This is a genomic window from Methylorubrum populi, from assembly GCF_002355515.1.
Taxonomy (GTDB): domain Bacteria; phylum Pseudomonadota; class Alphaproteobacteria; order Rhizobiales; family Beijerinckiaceae; genus Methylobacterium; species Methylobacterium populi_A.
In genome coordinates this window covers 523,639-538,140 of record NZ_AP014809.1, presented here as the reverse complement: position 1 = coordinate 538,140, position 14,502 = coordinate 523,639, and the positions used below count along the sequence as shown (strand labels likewise).

General features: G+C 68.8%; 15 protein-coding genes. 3 read left to right on the top strand and 12 right to left on the bottom strand.

Annotated elements, in window-relative coordinates:
- Positions 1-222 precede the first annotated feature (222 nt).
- Complete coding sequence (locus tag MPPM_RS02440; RefSeq protein WP_096483607.1) at positions 223-813, top strand: YgjV family protein; 591 nt, start codon at positions 223-225, stop codon at positions 811-813.
- A 36-nt stretch (positions 814-849) separates the two neighbouring features.
- Here the strand turns inward: MPPM_RS02440 and MPPM_RS02435 are convergent, their stop codons facing one another.
- From MPPM_RS02435 to MPPM_RS02380, 12 genes are all read right to left on the bottom strand, one after another.
- The gene (locus MPPM_RS02435) at positions 850-1,467 is read right to left on the bottom strand and encodes a hypothetical protein (RefSeq protein ID WP_096483604.1); all 618 of its coding nucleotides are present in this window, start codon (positions 1,465-1,467) and stop codon (positions 850-852) included.
- Between the two features lie 43 nt (positions 1,468-1,510).
- The gene (locus MPPM_RS02430; protein WP_096483602.1) at positions 1,511-1,756 is read right to left on the bottom strand and encodes a hypothetical protein; all 246 of its coding nucleotides are present in this window, start codon (positions 1,754-1,756) and stop codon (positions 1,511-1,513) included.
- A 91-nt stretch (positions 1,757-1,847) separates the two neighbouring features.
- On the bottom strand, positions 1,848-2,885 hold the full coding sequence (locus MPPM_RS02425; RefSeq protein WP_096483600.1) for a formate dehydrogenase subunit gamma: 1,038 nt from the start codon (positions 2,883-2,885) through the stop codon (positions 1,848-1,850).
- A gap of 68 nt (positions 2,886-2,953) precedes the next feature.
- Complete coding sequence (gene fdh3B / locus MPPM_RS02420) at positions 2,954-3,550, bottom strand: formate dehydrogenase FDH3 subunit beta (RefSeq protein ID WP_003605051.1); 597 nt, start codon at positions 3,548-3,550, stop codon at positions 2,954-2,956.
- A 17-nt stretch (positions 3,551-3,567) separates the two neighbouring features.
- Entirely contained in the window at positions 3,568-6,510 is a 2,943-nt protein-coding gene (locus MPPM_RS02415; protein ID WP_096483598.1) for a formate dehydrogenase subunit alpha, read from the bottom strand.
- A gap of 7 nt (positions 6,511-6,517) precedes the next feature.
- Positions 6,518-6,763, bottom strand: a complete 246-nt coding sequence (locus MPPM_RS02410) for a formate dehydrogenase (RefSeq protein WP_012452393.1) — start codon at positions 6,761-6,763, stop codon at positions 6,518-6,520.
- Between the two features lie 76 nt (positions 6,764-6,839).
- Complete coding sequence (locus MPPM_RS02405) at positions 6,840-7,475, bottom strand: TorD/DmsD family molecular chaperone (protein ID WP_096483595.1); 636 nt, start codon at positions 7,473-7,475, stop codon at positions 6,840-6,842.
- A gap of 88 nt (positions 7,476-7,563) precedes the next feature.
- A complete protein-coding gene (locus tag MPPM_RS02400) occupies positions 7,564-8,295 on the bottom strand; it encodes a DUF3306 domain-containing protein (protein WP_096483593.1) in 732 nt (243 codons plus the stop codon).
- Entirely contained in the window at positions 8,292-8,834 is a 543-nt protein-coding gene (locus MPPM_RS02395) for a DUF3305 domain-containing protein (RefSeq protein ID WP_096483591.1), read from the bottom strand. Before MPPM_RS02395 ends, MPPM_RS02400 begins: the two co-directional genes overlap by 4 nt.
- A gap of 8 nt (positions 8,835-8,842) precedes the next feature.
- The gene (locus MPPM_RS02390; RefSeq protein ID WP_096483589.1) at positions 8,843-9,853 is read right to left on the bottom strand and encodes a DUF6352 family protein; all 1,011 of its coding nucleotides are present in this window, start codon (positions 9,851-9,853) and stop codon (positions 8,843-8,845) included.
- Positions 9,850-10,428, bottom strand: coding sequence for a DUF6505 family protein (locus tag MPPM_RS02385; RefSeq protein WP_096483586.1), 579 nt, complete (start codon positions 10,426-10,428; stop codon positions 9,850-9,852). Before MPPM_RS02385 ends, MPPM_RS02390 begins: the two co-directional genes overlap by 4 nt.
- Positions 10,425-11,189 (bottom strand): biotin/lipoate--protein ligase family protein, encoded by a 765-nt coding sequence (locus MPPM_RS02380; protein WP_096483583.1) that lies wholly within the window; start codon positions 11,187-11,189, stop codon positions 10,425-10,427. Before MPPM_RS02380 ends, MPPM_RS02385 begins: the two co-directional genes overlap by 4 nt.
- Positions 11,190-11,352: 163 nt before the next feature.
- Here MPPM_RS02380 and MPPM_RS02375 point away from each other — a divergent pair, with 163 nt between their 5' ends.
- Complete coding sequence (locus tag MPPM_RS02375) at positions 11,353-13,350, top strand: 4Fe-4S binding protein (RefSeq protein ID WP_096487677.1); 1,998 nt, start codon at positions 11,353-11,355, stop codon at positions 13,348-13,350.
- 215 nt (positions 13,351-13,565) lie between these two features.
- The gene (locus tag MPPM_RS02370; protein ID WP_096483580.1) at positions 13,566-14,492 is read left to right on the top strand and encodes an ABC transporter ATP-binding protein; all 927 of its coding nucleotides are present in this window, start codon (positions 13,566-13,568) and stop codon (positions 14,490-14,492) included.
- Positions 14,493-14,502 lie beyond the last annotated feature (10 nt).

The window sequence follows — 14,502 nt, the reverse complement described above, 5'->3', positions numbered from 1 at the left end:
ACAGGTGAGGCAGCTTTGCCACGCTGCCGCACGGGTCTCGCCCAATTAACGATCCGGTTACCACGTAGGAATAGCGCATTGGCCAAGACGGGCGCTGTCATGCGCCTGATCCAGACTGCTTTCGCCAAACTCTATCAGTGACGCGAAGCAAGAGCCAAGAACAAGCCCTAACGGAACGGCCGTCGAAGCAAGCAGAGCACGCGTCGTTCGAGATTTCGGATCATGTCCCCCGCAGACTTCGTCCCGCTCGCGTGGAATGCCGCGCGTGAACACCTCGATCTGTTCGGAAGCTTAGGGCTTTGCCTCGGCTTCGCTGGCGGAATGATGCCGCGGCGAAGTTTGATCCTGCTCACGTCGGCAGCCTGCTCGGCCTGCTTCGCGCTGCATTTCCTGCGGCTCGGCGCACAGACCGGCACGGCGATGTGCCTGGTCTCCGTCATGCAGAGCGTGGTGGCGGCCCGCTGGATCGGGACCGATTCCCGTGCGCCTTGGGTTGCGCCGCTGTTCCTGGCGAGCAGCTTTGTCGCGCTCTGCCTGACGCTCGCGACCTGGAACGGTTGGCCCTCGGCCTGCGCCGGGCTCGGATCGCTGCTCGCGACGACGGCACGCCTTCAGGCCAATTCCCAGACGATGCGCCGTGTCTTTCTCGGCGCGTCCTCGTGCTGGGCGCTCCACAACACGCTGGTCGGCTCGGTCTTCGGCTTGACCTGCGATCTGCTGACGATCACGGCGCTGGTGATCGCGCTGGTTCGCGGTGCGGCGCGTCGGGCGACGATCGCAGGCCCGTCGGCCCCGCTTCCGGGCGCGGCGTGAGGGGCGGGGAGCCGGAGGGCTCCGCCGCCCATCGGGTCACTGCTGGAAGAACTTCAGATCGAGCGCCGCGAGAGCAAGCAACGGCGGCGGCATGACGACGCCGGCCACGCGCATGGCGCGGGCCGCGTCCCGGCAGGCAGCAAGATCATTGGCGCCGGCTGCTGCCTCGATCTTCTCTACTATTGCCGGATCGGGCTTGGGCGCCGGAGCGGGCGCCGCCGGGGGCGGCGGGTTCTTCGCCTCGGCATTCGCCTTGGCGTGCGGGTTCACCGCCGGATTGCCGGACTGATTGCTGGAGGGGTTGCCCGTCTGTTTGCCCGACGCGGGCCCGTTGCCGGTCTCTGCGACGGCGCCGCTGAGACCCGACGTCTTCTGGGGCTCGCCGCCATCGGACGGCTTGCCGCCCTCGGTCTTGCCGGAGGGGTTCGAGACGGCGGTGGCCTGCTGTGCCGGCGTCGTGGCCGCCTTGTTGGACGGCTCGGGCTGCTTCACGAAGGCGACCAGTTCCTGGCAGAGATTGGCCGGCTTGCCGGAGGCCGCCTGGGGGGCGGGCGGAGCGACCGGCGCCGCATCCTGCGCCGCGGCGGCGCCGACGAGGAGCGCGTACGCCGCGAGGCCGCCGGCCAGATGCCGGGTGAGGGGCGAGGGCTTCATCGGGTCACTCCGTCGATTGTCCGATCTTCGGGTTGGTTCGCGCTCAGGAGCGCTTCGGATGCGAGGCCGTCCCTTCGGCCTTGCCGTGCGGCTCGGCCTCGGAGCCGTACTCGTCCGGAGCCGGGTCGCCGTTCCAGCGCGGGCCGACGAGGTTGGTGCCCGGCTCCGAGACGCGCGCGCCGGAGGTGGCGAAGGCCTGATAGGCAAACTTCTGATTGCTGGTGAGCGCGAACATCGCCAACACCCCGAGGGCGACGGCGGCGATGATGGCGGCGATGAAGGCTTTCATGGTCGTGTCGTCCTTGGAGGCTCGAGGCCCCGGTGAGCGCGGGCCAACGCCCGATGTCGGTGGCCGGTCCGCGCCGCCGGCCCCCGGCCTGTTACTCGGCGGGGGCCGGATGGCCCTTGAGCTGCGGGCCGCTGCCGGTGCGCGCCTGCTCCTGCTCGACCCAGAGGTCGTGGTGCGCGCGCGCCCAGGCGAGATCGACCTTGCCGCTGCCCATGGCATCGTAGGCGCCCTCCATGCCGAGCGTGCCGATATAGATGTGGGCGAGGATGCCGGCGATGAAGACGATGCCGATCACCGAATGGATCACCTGCATCACCTGCATCCCGTTGATGTCGGTGAGGGCGAAGGGGAACAGCATCATCAGGCCGGTGGCGCCCATCGCCGCGCCAAAGCCGGCAACCATCCAGAACACGCCCTTCTGACCGGCATTGAAGCGGCCGGCATGGGGATGGCCCTTGCCGATGAAGCCGCCGCCGGCCTTGATCCAGGCCCAGTCGACCTTGCTCGGGATGTTGTCCCGGATCCAGAGCACGAACATGAAGGCGACGCCGAGCATGAACGGCCAGGCGAGATAGACGTGGCTGTACTTCGCCCATTGCGCGAGGGCGCCGAACGCCTCCGGGCCGATCAGCGGCATCAGCAGCCGCTTGCCGAAGATGTAGTTCAGGCCCGACAGCGACAGGATGATGAAGCACACCGCCGTCATCCAGTGGGTGAAGCGCTCGAAGGCGTTGAAGCGGAGGATCTTTTTCCCCGATTCCTGGCTGTGCTCCATCATGATCCGGCCGCGGAACAGGAAGAACACGCCGAGCGCGGCCAGCATGCCGAGGATGACCAGCGCGCCGATCCAGGGCAGCCAGCGCTCGCGGAAGTTCTGGTACTCGCGGCCCTGTGGCTGGATCAGGTTGGCGGCCTTGCCGTCGGGGATCGAGATGCGGCCGCGGATCTTGGATTCCTGCTTGAACAGGAACTCCTCGTTGACCGAATCCGCGGTCGGCCGGGCGCCCATCGGATTCTGGCCGTCGGCCTGGATCGGGTTCTGCGCCTGCGCCGGGCCAAACGCACCGTGCACTGCGAGGAGCATCACCGCCAGGAGGAGGGTGCTGAGGAAGGTCGTCGCCCGCCGCATCGGCGTTCCTTTCGAAGTCTCGTCACAGCTCGTGGGCGCGGGCCTTCCGGTCCGCGCCCGACACCGGATCAGATCGCGACGGTCTCGCGGTAGGCCGTCTTCCAACCCCAGGCGCCGGAGCCGTAGCCGCGCTTGATCACCCGCTGCTTGTAGATCTCGGCGATCATCTCGCCATCGCCGGCGAGGAGCGCCTTGGTCGAGCACATCTCGGCGCAGAGCGGCAGCTTGCCCTCGGCCAGACGGTTCGAGCCATACTTCTCGTACTCGGCGGTCGAGAAGTCGGGCTCGGGACCGCCCGAGCAGTAGGTGCACTTGTCCATCTTGCCGCGCGAACCGAAGTTGCCGACCCGCGGATATTGCGGCGCGCCGAAGGGGCAGGCGTAGAAGCAGTAGCCGCAGCCGATGCAGATGTCCTTGGAGTGCAGCACCACGGCATCCGCCGTGGTGTAGAAGCAGTTCACCGGGCACACCGCCGCACAGGGCGCGTCGGTGCAGTGCATGCAGGCCATGGAGACCGAGCGCTCGCCGGGCTTGCCGTCGTTGAGGGTGACGACGCGCCGCCGGTTGATGCCCCAGGGCACCTCGTGCTCGTTCTTGCAGGCCGTGACGCAGGCGTTGCACTCGATGCAGCGGTCCGCGTCGCAGAGGAACTTCATCCGGGCCATGGTTCGGGTCGCTCCTCTCAGGCCGCTGCGATCTGGCACAGGGTGCACTTCGTTTCCTGCATGCCCGTCACAGGATCGAAGCCGTAGGTGGTCACGGTGTTCACGCTCTCACCGAGCACCACCGGGTCGGTGCCCTTCGGGTAGAAGTCGCGCATGTCCTTGCCCTGGTACCAACCGGAGAAGTGGAAGGGCATGAAGGCCACGCCCTTGCCGACGCGGTCGGTCACCAGCGCCTTGACCTTGGTCTTGGCGTTGTTCTCGGCACCCGAGACCCAGACCCACTGACCATCCTTGATGCCGCGCTCGGCCGCGTCACCGGTGTTGATCTCGACGAACATGTCCTGCTGCAGCTCGGCGAGCCAAGGGTTCGAACGGGTCTCCTCGCCACCGCCCTCGTATTCGACGAGGCGGCCCGAGGTGAGGATGATCGGGAAGTCCTTGGCGACGCCGCGATCGACCACCGACTTCTGCACCGAGAAGCCGATATTCGGCATGCGCAGCTGCCGCTCGTCGGGACGGGTCGGGTACTTCGCCACCAGTTCGGGGCGCGGCGAGTAGACCGGCTCGCGGTGGACCGGCACCGGGTCGGGCAGGTTCCAGGCATTGGCCCGGGCCTTGCCGTTGCCGAAGGGCGAGACGCCGTGGTCGAGGCAGACGCGCTGGATGCCGCCCGACAGGTCGGTGGCCCAGCTCACGGTGTCGGGCTTGTCGCCGCCGATCTTGAGGATCGTGGCGAGCTCCTCCGGGGTCAGGTCCTTGTCCCAGCCAAGCTTCTTGAACACGCCGAAGGTGAACTCGGGATAGCCGTCAGTCAGGTCCGAGCCCTTCGAGAACGAATTCTCGGCCAGCAGGGTCTGGCCGTTGCGCTCGGTGCCGAAGCGAGCACGGAAGCCGCCGCCGCCCTCCTTCACGTGGAGATTGGTGTTGTAGAGGATCGCCGAGCCCGGATGGCGCAGCTCGGGCTTGCCCCAGCACGGCCAGGGCAGGCCGTAATAGTCGCCGCCGACCTCCGGATCGTCCTTGGGCGCGCGCAGGGTCACGAGATCGAACTTGTGCTGGTTGCGCATATGCGCCTTCAGGCGCTCGGGCGATTGGCCGCAATAGCCGGTCGACCAACCGCCGCGGTTGATCTCCCGCAGGATATCCTCCGCGACCGGAACGCCGTTCTCGACCTTGATGTTCTTGCAGAGCTTGTCGGCGAAGCCGAGCTTCTCCGCGAGACGATAGAGGACTTCGTAGTCGTTCTTCGACTCGAAGGCCGGCTTCACGATCTGCTCGCCCCACTGGATCGAGCGGTTCGAGGCCGTACGCGAGCCGTCCATCTCCAGCGAGGTGCAGATCGGCAGGAGGTAGGTGTTGTCCTGCCGGGCATCGAGCGCGGCGAAGGTGGTCGGGTGCGGATCGGCGACGACCAGCAATTCGAGCTTGTTCATGCCCTCGATCGCCTCGGGCATACGGGTCACGGTGTTGCCGCCGTGGCCGAACACCATGAAGGCCTTGACCGGACTGCGCTGATCGATCTGCTCCGGCGGCAGGTTCACGGCATCGAACCAGCGGGTCGAGGTGATGCCGGGCGACTCCATGTTCTCCTTGCGGGTGCGCGCCTTGCGGCCGCCCTTCGCCGGAACCTCATCGAAGCGCGATTGCAGCCACTCGTACTCGACCTCCCAGACGCGGGCCCAATGGCGCCATCCGCCCTCGACGAGGCCGTAATAGAGCGGCAGCGAGGTGACATCGAGGCCGAGATCGGTCGCGCCCTGAACGTTGGTGTGGCCGCGGAAGATGTTGGCGCCGGTGCCCGGCTTGCCGACATTGCCGGTGGCCAGACACAGGATGCACAGCGCGCGCACGTTGGCCGTGCCGACCGTGTGCTGGGTCGCGCCCATGCACCAGATCAGGGTCGCTGGCTTCTCCTTGGCGAACTTTTCCGCCACGCGCTTGAGCTGCTCGCCCGGCACGCCGGAGACGCGCTCGACCTCGTCGGGCGTCCACTTGGCGACTTCCTTGCGCACGTCGTCCATGGCGTAGACGCGCTGGGCGATGAACTCCTTGTCCTCCCAGCCATTCTGGAAGATGTGCCAGAGGATGCCCCAGACCACCGGGATGTCGGTGCCGGAGCGGATGCGCACGTACTCGGTGGCGTGCGCGGCGGTACGGGTGAAGCGCGGATCGATGACGATCATGTTCGCGCGATTGATCTCCTTGCCCGACAGCACGTGCTGCATGGAGATCGGGTGCGCCTCGGCCGGATTGCCGCCGAGGATGATCATCGTCTTGGCGTTGCGGATGTCGTTGTAGGAGTTGGTCTGGGCGCCGTAGCCCCAGGTGTTGGCCACGCCCGCCACGGTGGTCGAGTGGCAGATGCGCGCCTGATGGTCGATGGAGTTCGTGCCCCACAGGGCCGCGAACTTGCGCATCAGGTAGGAAGCCTCGTTGGTGAACTTGGCGGACCCCAGCCAGTAGACCGAATCCGCGCCGTTCTTCTCACGGATCGCGGTGAGCTTGTCGCCGATCTCCTGATAGGCCTGATCCCAGGAGATCCGCTTCCACTGCCCGCCTTCGAGCTTCATCGGGTACTTGAGGCGGCGGTCGGACGAGACGAGTTCGCGGATGGCCGCGCCCTTGGCGCAGTGGGTGCCGCGGTTGATCGGGCTCGCCCAGGACGGCTCCTGGCCGACCCAAACGCCGTTGACGACTTCCGCCGTCACCGTGCAGCCCACCGAGCAGTGGGTGCAGACGTTCTTCTTGATGACCGTGTCCGGCCCGACGGCGGACGAGCCGGCGGCCTTGGCCTTGCGCACCGAGCCGAGCTGGATCGTACCGGCGGCGGCGAGCGCGCCGGCGGTCAGGCCGGACTTCCTCAGGAAGGCGCGGCGGTCGAGGACGCCCGCGGCGAGGCCCGCGGCGACGGCCTGGTGCTTGGTGCGAGCAGCCTCGCCGCTCTTGCGCTTGATCAGCATGGCAGCCTCACTTCGGACCGGTCGACGCCGGATCGGTGTTCTTCTTGAGCGTCTCGTAGCCGTTGGTGCGGTAGAACGCCTTCACGTGGTCGCTCTCGCGGTAGCGGCTGCGGGTCTCGTCGTTGCCGGGGTCGTAGGCCTGCGCCTCGGTCGCGCCCATCGGCGAGGCGACGGCCGCCGCGGCGGCCACCGTGCTGCCGCCGAGTGCCCGAAAGAACTGGCGACGACCGAGCGTCTTCGGATCCTGTCGCATCACCCTCGTCTCCTCCGGCGGCTGCCTGCTCTCCGGCAACGCGCCTCGCTCTCGTTTGTCACGACGCGGTCGCCCCTCAGCCTTCCATGGCGAAGGCTTCCGCCTCGATCTCGATGAAGGCGCGGCCGAGCCCCCCGACCGCGCGGTAGAAGTGCCCCGCCTTCGCGTTCTCCAAGTCGGCGAAGAAGCGCTCGGCCCAGGGCTCGATGTGACGGGCGAAGAAGCGGGCCTGCATGCCCGGCTCCGCCTCGAAGCGGCCGGCCGCCAGCCCTGCCATCACCTCCAGAAGGATCGCGAGGTGATCCTCCGGCTCGCACATCGACTCGTCCCGCTCGATGCCGAGCGCGGCGAAGTCCTCGCGCACCCGGGCGAGCGGACGCTCGTTGAGAAAGCCGGTGAGATAGTAGGAGGCGTAAGGCAGGAATTCGCCGCGACCGACGCCGATGAACAGCGCGAAGTACTCGCGTTCGACCGCATTCGAGTCCGTCCCGGCCGCCGCACGGCGCAGCGCCGCGACCTGTTGGCCGAGAACGCCGTCCCCATCCTTGAGTGCGGCGAGGGCCGACAGCAGCGACGCGTCCGGCGCGCGACCAAGCAGGGCGGCCAGGAGATCGTATTGCTGCGCGCGCAGGAGATCGATGTCGTCGGGCATACCGGCGACAGCGGACACCTCATCTCCCGGAAGTGCCATCACCGACGCAACCGAACCCATCACATCCCTCGGGTCCGCGTGCGGGACCGTCTTGTTTGGACCGATAATAAAAAGCGTTTGCCTTTGCCGCAATCGAAATGCGCACGAATCATGAGGGCATCGCCCCTCCATGGCGTCGCATGGGGGGGCGGGGCGGGGAGCGCTGCTCCGTTCCGAGTTGACGATCCGGCCCGTCAGCGATTGGAAGCCCCGATGCCGCCGCCGGCAGGCTCATTTCCTCGGGTCGAGCGAGTGTCTCGACCGCTGGCTCCGGCTCTTCCGTGACGTCCGAATCGGCAGGAGCCTCGGAAGGCTGATGCGACTCGGCCTCGGCCTCCGGCGTCTCGGCACCGGGCACCCGATCCTTGGCGGGGACCCCGTCGATGACGCGCTTGAGCATCGCCTTCATGTCGTCGGTGGGCAGGAGCGGTCCCATGCCCGGTACGCCGCCCGGCGTGTTCCAGTCGTAGGCGTATTCCCGCGCCTCGCTGACGAAGTCCCGGATCGCCGGGTCGAGCGACCACATCCGCCGCAGGGCCGCGTTGCGCAAGGCGGTCGGAACGCCGGCCTGGAGGAAGGCGGTGAGGTCGGTCTCCGGCGTCAGCGCGTCGAGCGACGGGAGACTTGCCAGCAGATCGTCCGGAACAGCCTCCGGCTCGCTCCCGGCGCCGACCGCCGTCTCCCGCGCGAGCCCGGCTTCGTCCGGCGGCGCGCTGCCGGCAACCTCGCCGGTCCCCGCCATGGTCCCCGCCATGTCCGGGGCGGCGGGCGGTTGGGAGAGCGCGGCCGCGCGCACCGACTGTTTGCGGCGTGCCCAGCGGGAGAGGAAGCTGTCGCTCATTCCGGCTTTCCGTGGCCCGCGCGGGCGCGATGGGCCAGCGCCTCGGGGTCCGCGCGGTCGCGCTTGCGCTTCTCGAACTTGCGCTCGATGTGGAAGGCTTCGAAGAAGGCGAGCAGCTTGGCCTGCACCTCGGGAGGCATCGGCACGGCCTCGACGATCTCGCCGATCCCCTCGGCCATCGACTCACCCTCGTAGGGGTCGGCGGTGACGCTCGCGACCTCGTAGGTGTCCTCCGCCGTGGCGTGCAGCGTGACCCAGAGGGAGGGCCGCCCGGAGACGAGGTTGTCGCGGTAATGCGCCGTCTCGGCGATATGCAGGCTCACCTCGTGGGCGCCGGCGTAGAAGGTCGCTTCCTCCTCCGTCTCGGAGAGCTTGGTCCAGGGCGCGGCCTGGGGTGCCGCCGGCAGGGCCGCCACCGGCAGCCAGGCATGGCTCGCCCACGGACCCTTCAGACGGCGGCGTGCCACGATGATGCCGACCTCGAAGCGGTCGTTCGGCAATCCCTCGGTCGGGGTCCGCGGCAGGTTGTCGAGCGTCATGGTCAGCCTCACGCGGCGGCCCGGTCGGATGCCAGCGGCAATCCGACGACGAGATTCTGGGGCTTGAGCTGCACGGTCTTGTCGGCGGTCATCGCGAGCAGGAGGTAGACCGGCCGGTCACCGACCCGCGGGTCGACACTGGCCGGATCGGCGAAGGTGAGGCTGAACACGGCGATCACCCGCTCGCGGGCAGCGTCATCGAGCGTTTCGCCCCGCCAGAGCGCATTGCCGATCCGCGTGCCCTCGGCATCGAGTCCGACGAACCAGCGCCAGTCGGGATCCTCCAGTTGGGCAAGCGGCGCGACCGTGACCTCGGCGTTGAGCAAGTGGCGCACGAAGGCCTCGATCGCCCGTGCCAAGCCGTCCCGGCTTCGGGCACTGGAACTGAGATTGAGCGCCATGCTGAAGGCGTCCGACCGGCTCCAGTAGGTCCAGGCGTTCTCCTCGTTGAGCACATCGAGCTCGCTTGCCGCCTCCTTGCCGAGCATCGAGACCAGGGGCGAGAGCGGCGCGCCGCCCTCCCGCGCCTCGATCACCTCGGCATCGGCGAGCAGCACCGCGCCTTCGTGGAGGCTCACCCGCTGCGGGCGGAAGAACAGCTCGGCGGCGCGCAGCACGAACGGGTCGTCGCAGCCGTCCAGGGCGTTGCGCAGGATCAGGTGGACGAGCTGGGTCAGGAAAAGCCCCGGCACGCCCTGCAGCCCGCCGCGCACCAGCGCGAGATAGGCCGCCTCGACCGACCGGGCCGCCAGGAGTCGGTCGCGGAAGGCGAGCATCACCGACCAATTCTCCCGTGCATCCGCGTCCGCAATCGTTTCGACTTCGTCGCGTTCGACCCGCCGGCGCGGGTTGGCGAGCAGGCTGGCATGCAGCGCCCGCTCGGCCGCGCAGGCCTCCTCCGGCGGCACGAGCTCGGGGCGCGCAAGATAGGCGAGGATCAGCTCGTCGGTGACGGCGAGGCCGCCGCCCTCGGTGCGCTGCGTGAGATGGTGGCCGCTCGATACCCAGAACTCGGTCATGCTCGCTTCGCCCCCGCGGGGGCGCCGTTCAGAAGGCTCAGAAGGTCGGCCTGCTCCTCAGGTCCGTCCTCGTCGGTCTCGACAAAGTGGAAGGCGCGCCCGTGCAGCGGGTCCGCGCCCGGCGCGCGCTGGTGCAGGGTGCGGAACTCCTCCGCGATCTCACCGTCGCGCTCGCTTCGATGCATCGCCACCACGCTTCCGACCGGCAGGTTGCACAGCGAGGCCGCGACCTTGATCTCCTCGCGCGCGGCGGCGCGTGCGGTCTCGCGATCCGGTGCGCCGAGACGCTCGTGGATTTGGCGGGCGAGATCCTCGATCGCGGCCTCGCGCTCCGCCTCGCTCGCCTCGCTCACGACGACGAGGGTGGAGAAGCCGAGCGAACGCACGCCGACGAAGCCGGAACGGAACGCCGCTCGATCCTTGCCGGTCAGGGCCGAGAGGTCGGCATCGAAGAACAGGAACGATCCCGTCACCGCCCACTCGCCGGGCTCGGCGGCCTGAGCGAAGACGAAGGTGTCGGAGGGGTCGAGCCGCAGGGTGCGCGGCAGCTTGCCCGAAGTCTGGGTTTTCGTCACAGCCGCACCATTCCGGTGGCCGGGTCGCGCCAGGTGGGGGTGACCAGCGCCGGCAGCAGCGGCAGGGATTCGCCGCGCCCGTCGGCGTGGACGAGCCGGGCATCGCCCTCCGGATCGATCGTTGCCCGCGCCCCCGGCGGCAGAGCGAGGCGGGCGAGGTAGCGTCCGGTCGAGCGCGCGGCACCGTCCTCGCTCCAGATCTCGAACGCCTTGGTCAGGTGGCGGGCGAAGCTCTCCACCAGCGCTTCGCGCAGGTCCGCGGGGAAGCCTTCCTCCTCCAGCGAGGTGGAATCGGGCGTGAGGCCGGGATCGCCCGCATCCCGCTTCGAGGCGATCAGCATCGCCGAGAACACGAGCCAATCCGGCGTTTCGGTTTCGGCGCAGCCCTGCGGCCAGTGCAGGATCCCTCCGCCGAGGCGTGCTCCGTTGAAGGTCAGGGTGTCGGGCCACAGGAAGGTCACCGGAATCTCCGGCGGACCGAAGGTGCCAACCGTATCCGCCAGCGCCTGCATTCCGACGAAGAAGGCCCGCCGCGCCGTCGCGAGCGCCTCCGTCGGCGCCAGCACCACGGCGAGCGCGATGACGTCGTCGCGCTCTTCCATCAGGAGGGTTCCGGCATCCGCCTCGCCGGCCTCGGCCAGCCGGCAAGCATGTCCGGCCGCACCGAGGGCGCCTGCCGCGACGAGCCCCGTGAAGGCCGGGGGCAGAACGAGGGGAGCGGGCCGCAGGGCCGGCGATCCGATATCGAGGGGGAGGGTCATGAGCCGTGCCGAGCGCCTGCGCCCGCATGTCCGTTCGTCGTTTTAGAATGATACGAGTATATGAAAGGCAGGGCCCCGCGCGAAGGGCTCTTCCGCTCCCCCAATCGTCTCAGGTTCAATCGTGTCCGATCGTCTCGTGTTCGCCTGTTCCTGCGAGAAGACGATGCCGCTCGATGTCGCGGCCCTGAAAAAGGGCTGCGGTGGTCGCGTGCGCACCGCCGACCAGCTCTGCGGTCGCGAACTCGACCGCTACCGCGAAGCCCTGGCCTCGGGTGCGCCGATCACCGTCTCCTGCACGCTGCAGGCGCCGCTGTTCGAGGAGATCGCCGCCGAGCATGAGGCGGAGGAGCGCGTCGCTTTCGCCAAGATCCGCGAGACCGCCGGCTGGTCGTCGCAGGCCGACAGATCCGGTCCGAAGATGGCGGCGCTCTTGGCCGCTGCGGCGGAGGCGGTGCCCGTCGCCGGCACCGTACCGCTAGAGAGCCGCGGCGTCGCGCTGATCTATGGGCGCGACGAGGCCGCGATCGAGGCCGGGCGGCGTCTGGCCGAGCATCTCGACGTGACGGTGCTGCTGAGCCGGCCGGGCGAGGTCGCGCCCCTCCACCGCAACGAGTTTCCGGTGCTCCGGGGCACGGTGCGCGGAGCGACCGGCCATCTCGGGGCGTTCGAACTGCGCATCGACGATTACGCCCTGCCGGCACCGTCCTCGCGCACGCATCTCGTGTTCGGGGCGGGACGGGACGGCGCGGTCTCGACCTGCGACCTGATCCTCGATTTCACCGGCGGCACGCCGCTGTTCCCCGCGCACGAATTGCGCAGCGGCTACCTGCGCGCCGACCCGCGCGACCCGGCGGCGGTCGAACGGGCAGTGATGGCGGCGTCCCACCTCGTCGGCGAGTTCGACAAGACCCGCTTCATCGATTTCCGCGGCGAGCTCTGCGCCCATTCCCGCTCACGCATCACCGGCTGCACCCGCTGCCTCGATGTCTGCCCGACCGGAGCCATCGCGCCCGCCGGCGACACGGTGGCGATCGACCCTTACGTCTGCGCCGGCTGCGGAAGCTGCGCCGCCGTCTGCCCCACGGGGGCTGCCAACTACGCCCTGCCGCCGGCCGACGCCCTGATGCGCCGCCTGCGCAGCCTGATGCGCGCCTACCGGGACGCGGGCGGCGCGGATGCGGTGGTGCTGTTCCACGACGGCGACCACGGCGAGCCGCTGATCGACGCGCTCGGCCGCTACGGCGAGGGCCTGCCGGCCCATGTCCTGCCGGTGCGCGTCAACGAAGTGACTCAGCTCGGCCCCGAGATCCTGGCCGCCTTGTTCGCCTACGGCGCGGCCGGCGTGCGCGTTCTGGTGCGCGCGCGCCCGAAGCACGACCTCGACAGCCTCCACCGCACCGTCTCCCTCGGACGGACGCTCGCCGACGCGCTCGGCTACAGCGCCGGCTCGGAGGCGCCGAATGTCGCCCTGATCGAGACCGATGATCCCGACGCGCTCGGTGCGGCGCTTCGCGCGGAACGGCCCGGACACGCCACGGCGGCGCCGGCCGGCTTCGTCCCCGTCGGCGGCAAGCGCGAGATGCTGCGCCTCGCCTTCCGCGAGATGCACGCCGCCGCGCCCGCTCCGGTTGCCGCGGTGCCGCTGGCGGCCGGGGCACCGTTCGGTGGGCTCGAGTTCCGCACCGAGGACTGCACGCTCTGCCTCGCCTGCGTCGGCGCCTGTCCGACCCATGCCCTGTCAGACAGCGCCGACCGGCCGCTGCTCGCCTTCGAGGAGAGCCTGTGCGTGCAGTGCGGCCTGTGCGCGGCTACCTGCCCGGAAGACGTCATCAGCTTGAAGCCGCAGATCGACTTCGAAGCGTGGAGCCAACCGCGTCGGATCGTGAAGGAGGAGGAGCCGTTCTGCTGCATCACCTGCGCCAAGCCGTTCGGCACCCGCGCGACCATCGAGCGCGTGATCGGCAAGCTGCGGGAGCAGCACTGGATGTTCTCGGGGGAGGCCGGCGAGCAGCGCATTCGCTCGCTGATGATGTGCGACGATTGCCGTGTCGAGGCAGCGCTCAATCAGGGCTTCGATCCCCATGCCGTGCCGCCCGCCAAGCCGCGCACCACCGAGGACTATCTTCGCGAGCGGCAGGCCACGGAGGGGCTGCAGGGCTGACCGCAAAAAACGACCCGCCGTCTCGTTGAAGGCAGGTCGGGTCAGGGATCTTTTGTCGCAGGAGAACAACTCGACAAATCTCGGGGCGCGAACCGGTTCCGTGGGCCGGTCTGAAAGCCGAGGAAAACGGCGCGAAATGTAACCGGCTATCGCAGGGTTCACCGCTTCGATCGTCGTGGTATAGGGCGCGCCCCATCCGCCAGCCCCGAGCCCCGATGCCACCGATCGTTTCGATCGCGAACCTGTCGAAGGTCTACGCCTCGGGGTTGCATGCTCTGCGCGACGTGAACCTCGACATCGCCAAAGGCGAGATCTTTGCGCTGCTCGGGCCCAACGGCGCCGGCAAGTCGACCCTCATCAACATCGTCTGCGGGATCGTGACGCCGAGCACCGGTGAGATCCGCGTCGGCGGCCACGATATCCTCGAGTCCTACCGCGCCGCCCGCCGGCTGATCGGGCTGGTGCCGCAGGAACTCACCACCGACGCCTTCGAGAAGGTGTGGGACACCGTGAGCTTCAGCCGCGGCCTGTTCGGGCTTGCCAAGAACCCGGCCCATATCGAGCGGGTGCTGCGCGATCTCTCCCTCTACGACAAGCGCGAGAGCCGCATCATGCAGCTTTCCGGCGGCATGAAGCGCCGTGTTCTGATCGCCAAGGCCCTCGCCCACGAGCCGCAGGTGCTGTTCCTCGATGAGCCGACGGCGGGCGTCGACGTGGAACTGCGCCAGGACATGTGGCGCCTCGTGCGCCGCCTGCGCGAACAGGGCGTCACGGTGATCCTCACCACCCACTACATCGAGGAGGCCGAGGAGATGGCCGACCGGGTCGGGGTGATCCGCAAGGGCGAGATCATCCTCGTCGAGGACAAGGTCGAGCTGATGCGCAAGCTCGGCAAAAAGCAGCTGATCCTGCATCTGCGCGAGGCGGTCACAATCCTGCCCGAAAACCTCGCGCGCCACGATCTCCAGATCGGCGAGGACGGACGCACCCTCGTCTACACCTACGACACGCGGCGCGAGCGCACCGGCATCACTGGCCTGCTCGGCGAGCTCGCCGATGCCGGCATCGCCTTCACCGATCTCGATACCAGCCAGAGCTCGCTTGAAGACATCTTCGTCGATCTCGTCCGCGAGCGCGCGTGAGGGCCGTGTC

Coding starts and splice junctions, on each gene's coding strand:
- MPPM_RS02440 (WP_096483607.1), top strand. CDS start 223: ATGTCCCCCGCAGACTTCGTCCCGCTCGCGTGGAATGCCGCGCGTGAA.
- MPPM_RS02435 (WP_096483604.1), bottom strand. CDS start 1,467: ATGAAGCCCTCGCCCCTCACCCGGCATCTGGCCGGCGGCCTCGCGGCG.
- MPPM_RS02430 (WP_096483602.1), bottom strand. CDS start 1,756: ATGAAAGCCTTCATCGCCGCCATCATCGCCGCCGTCGCCCTCGGGGTG.
- MPPM_RS02425 (WP_096483600.1), bottom strand. CDS start 2,885: ATGCGGCGGGCGACGACCTTCCTCAGCACCCTCCTCCTGGCGGTGATG.
- fdh3B (WP_003605051.1), bottom strand. CDS start 3,550: ATGGCCCGGATGAAGTTCCTCTGCGACGCGGACCGCTGCATCGAGTGC.
- MPPM_RS02415 (WP_096483598.1), bottom strand. CDS start 6,510: ATGCTGATCAAGCGCAAGAGCGGCGAGGCTGCTCGCACCAAGCACCAG.
- MPPM_RS02410 (WP_012452393.1), bottom strand. CDS start 6,763: ATGCGACAGGATCCGAAGACGCTCGGTCGTCGCCAGTTCTTTCGGGCA.
- MPPM_RS02405 (WP_096483595.1), bottom strand. CDS start 7,475: ATGGGTTCGGTTGCGTCGGTGATGGCACTTCCGGGAGATGAGGTGTCC.
- MPPM_RS02400 (WP_096483593.1), bottom strand. CDS start 8,295: ATGAGCGACAGCTTCCTCTCCCGCTGGGCACGCCGCAAACAGTCGGTG.
- MPPM_RS02395 (WP_096483591.1), bottom strand. CDS start 8,834: ATGACGCTCGACAACCTGCCGCGGACCCCGACCGAGGGATTGCCGAAC.
- MPPM_RS02390 (WP_096483589.1), bottom strand. CDS start 9,853: ATGACCGAGTTCTGGGTATCGAGCGGCCACCATCTCACGCAGCGCACC.
- MPPM_RS02380 (WP_096483583.1), bottom strand. CDS start 11,189: ATGACCCTCCCCCTCGATATCGGATCGCCGGCCCTGCGGCCCGCTCCC.
- MPPM_RS02375 (WP_096487677.1), top strand. CDS start 11,353: ATGCCGCTCGATGTCGCGGCCCTGAAAAAGGGCTGCGGTGGTCGCGTG.
- MPPM_RS02370 (WP_096483580.1), top strand. CDS start 13,566: ATGCCACCGATCGTTTCGATCGCGAACCTGTCGAAGGTCTACGCCTCG.